Source organism: Longimicrobium sp. (assembly GCF_036554565.1).
In the GTDB taxonomy this organism is placed as follows: Bacteria; Gemmatimonadota; Gemmatimonadetes; order Longimicrobiales; family Longimicrobiaceae; genus Longimicrobium.
Genome location: NZ_DATBNB010000414.1, coordinates 1 through 2,290, shown reverse-complemented (window position 1 = coordinate 2,290; position 2,290 = coordinate 1). Strand labels below are relative to the sequence as shown.

2 protein-coding genes are annotated in these 2,290 nt (G+C 69.3%); one reads left to right on the top strand and one right to left on the bottom strand.

Going from position 1 to position 2,290, the window contains the following annotated elements; genetic code table 11:
* Window positions 1-197 precede the first annotated feature (197 nt).
* The gene (murB, locus tag VIB55_RS11315; RefSeq protein WP_331876769.1) at window positions 198-1,154 is read right to left on the bottom strand and encodes a UDP-N-acetylmuramate dehydrogenase; all 957 of its coding nucleotides are present in this window, start codon (window positions 1,152-1,154) and stop codon (window positions 198-200) included.
* 776 nt (window positions 1,155-1,930) lie between these two features.
* Here murB and VIB55_RS11310 point away from each other — a divergent pair.
* Window positions 1,931-2,290 (top strand): hypothetical protein (locus VIB55_RS11310; protein WP_331876768.1); only part of this gene is annotated, 360 nt, incomplete at its 3' end.

Here is a 2,290-nt window from a genome sequence, read left to right as displayed (position 1 = left end):
CGGAAGGAACAACGGCTGTCCTGCGGATGGAGCGGTGTTACGACCTTTTGTGTCGTGTTGGGGAATGTTTCGGCACAACCTAATCGGGTTCCGCCAACCCGTCAAGAATCCCGTAACAATGACTAAGGTGGCGTCCTCTCTTTTCCCTCTGCGACCTCTGCGTGATTGCTGTTATCAGAGCCGGGGATTGATCGCGATCAGAACTCGCCCACCATCCCGATCTCCGTCTTCAGCTCGTAGCCAAGCTCACGCTTCACGGTCGTCTGCGCGAGGTCGATGAGTGCGCGGACGTCGGCGCTCGTGGCGCCGCCCAGGTTCACGATGATGTTGGCGTGCTTGGGAAAGATCTGCGCGTTGCCCAGCACGTGCCCCTTCAGGCCGCACTGGTCGATCAGCCGCCCGGCGCCCACTCCCTCCAGCTTCTGGAAGATGCTCCCCGCGCTGGGATACAGCCACAGGTCGGGATGCCGGTCGTCGCGCCACATCAGGTTTTCGCGGATGGTGTCGCGCATCACCTGCCGGTCCGTGGGCTCCAGGCGAAAGGTGACGTCGAGCACCACGTCCTTGCGGTCGTGCAGGATGCTGTAGTCGTACCCGAACTGGAAGTAGTCCAGGTCCACCTCGCGCACCTCGCCCTCTTCCGACAGGATGGTGGCGCCCTCCACCACCTCCTCGATGAACATCGTGCGCTCGCGCTCCGGCGGCGGCGACAGGAAGTGCAGGTTCTGCCACACCGCTCCGCCCACCGTGCTGGGAATGCCCACGTAGTGCTGCAGCCCCCCCAGCCCGCGCGCCACCGTCATCTGGATCAGGTCGTGGTAGATCTTGACCCCCGACCCCGCCTTGACCCGCGTGTCGTCGAGCCAGTCGATGGTCTGCACGTCGTTCTTGATCACCAGCCCGCGAAACCCGCCGTCGCCCACCAGGATGTTGGCGCCCAGCCCCAGCAGGAAGAAGGGGATCTCCAGCTCCCGCGCGGCCAGCACCGCCTGCGCCAGCTCGTCGGGGGTCAGCGCCCGGAACATCAGGTCCGCCGGGCCGCCGATCTTGAAGGTGGTGTGCGGCGCCAGCGGAACGTCGCGCTCCAGGCGGTCCGCCCCCAGCCGGGCCGCAAGCTCATCCACGTGCAGGTCCAACGTCGTCGTCGCAGGCATGGTCCACTTGTTCGGGAAACGCACTCGTGCGCGCCGCCGTTTGCAAGCAGCGCGCCCGGTGGGGATGAACATCCGGCGCATGGAGCGGTACAGTCGATCAGGGATGCCCCTCCCCCGGCCCCTCCCCGCACAAACTGCGTGCGGGGAGGGGGGAAACTTCGGCGGGGTTGCACGGACTGCCCGTGCATGCCGCGGCAGCCCTCTCTCCCCGGCCCTCTCCCCCGCTTCGCAGGGGAAAGGGAGAATTCGACTGCGGGTGGCCAGCCGAAGCGCAATCGAATTCTCCCCTCTCCCGCTTGCGGGAGAGGGGCCGGGGGGTGAGGGCAGCCGGGGACTGCGCCGGATCGATCGAAGCGCCACACACCCGAGCGAGGCCGAGGCCCACGCCTCCGTGACCGCTGCCGCGCCCGGGCTGTTACGTTCCCTCGGCGAGATCCTTCGGCCCGCGAGGAATGGAGTGCGGGATGGTCAAGCGCGCCTGGGCCTCAGGATGACAGGCCGTGGCGGCGCCGGGCGATCCGCAGCGCACCGGGCTGGCTCCCTTCCCCCGCGCAGTTTGCGGGGGAAGGGCTGGGGATGGGGGGCACCCGGGGACTGCGCCGGGACCGATCGAACCACCCCGACGCTCGTCAGGCAGCGCACCGGGCTGGCTCGGCTGGGAGTGGGGCCGGGACCGCGCGGGACCGAATCGACCCGGCGCGGTTTGTGACGTGGGGTGTGGCGGATCGTCTACGTACTGCACCGCACCCGCGGAGCAGCATTGGATGGTGAGCACCATGAACAACATACACGACTACCTCGACGGCAGCCGCTCCGGCGCCGACCTGACGCCCGGCGATCGCGCGCGTGCCGACGAACTGCGCGCGCTGCTGGACCGCGCCGCCGCGCACGTGCGCTCCACGCCCGCGCCCGACCTGGCCGCGCGCGTGATGGACGCACTCCCGGAGCACGTGCCCAGCCGCGGCTGGCGCACCGTCACGGACTGGCTGTGGAACCCGCGCCCGCTGCGCCTGACCTTCCGCCCCGCGTACGCGCTGGCCGGCGGCCTGTGCGCGCTCGCCGCCGCCGTCGCTATCCCCACGCTGGACGGCGACAGGACGCCGGCGCGCGTCGCCATCGCGCCCGTCACCGCACCG

Excerpts from the sequence above, each read along its gene's own strand:
- murB (WP_331876769.1), bottom strand. The coding sequence starts at position 1,154 with ATGCCTGCGACGACGACGTTGGACCTGCACGTGGATGAGCTTGCGGCC.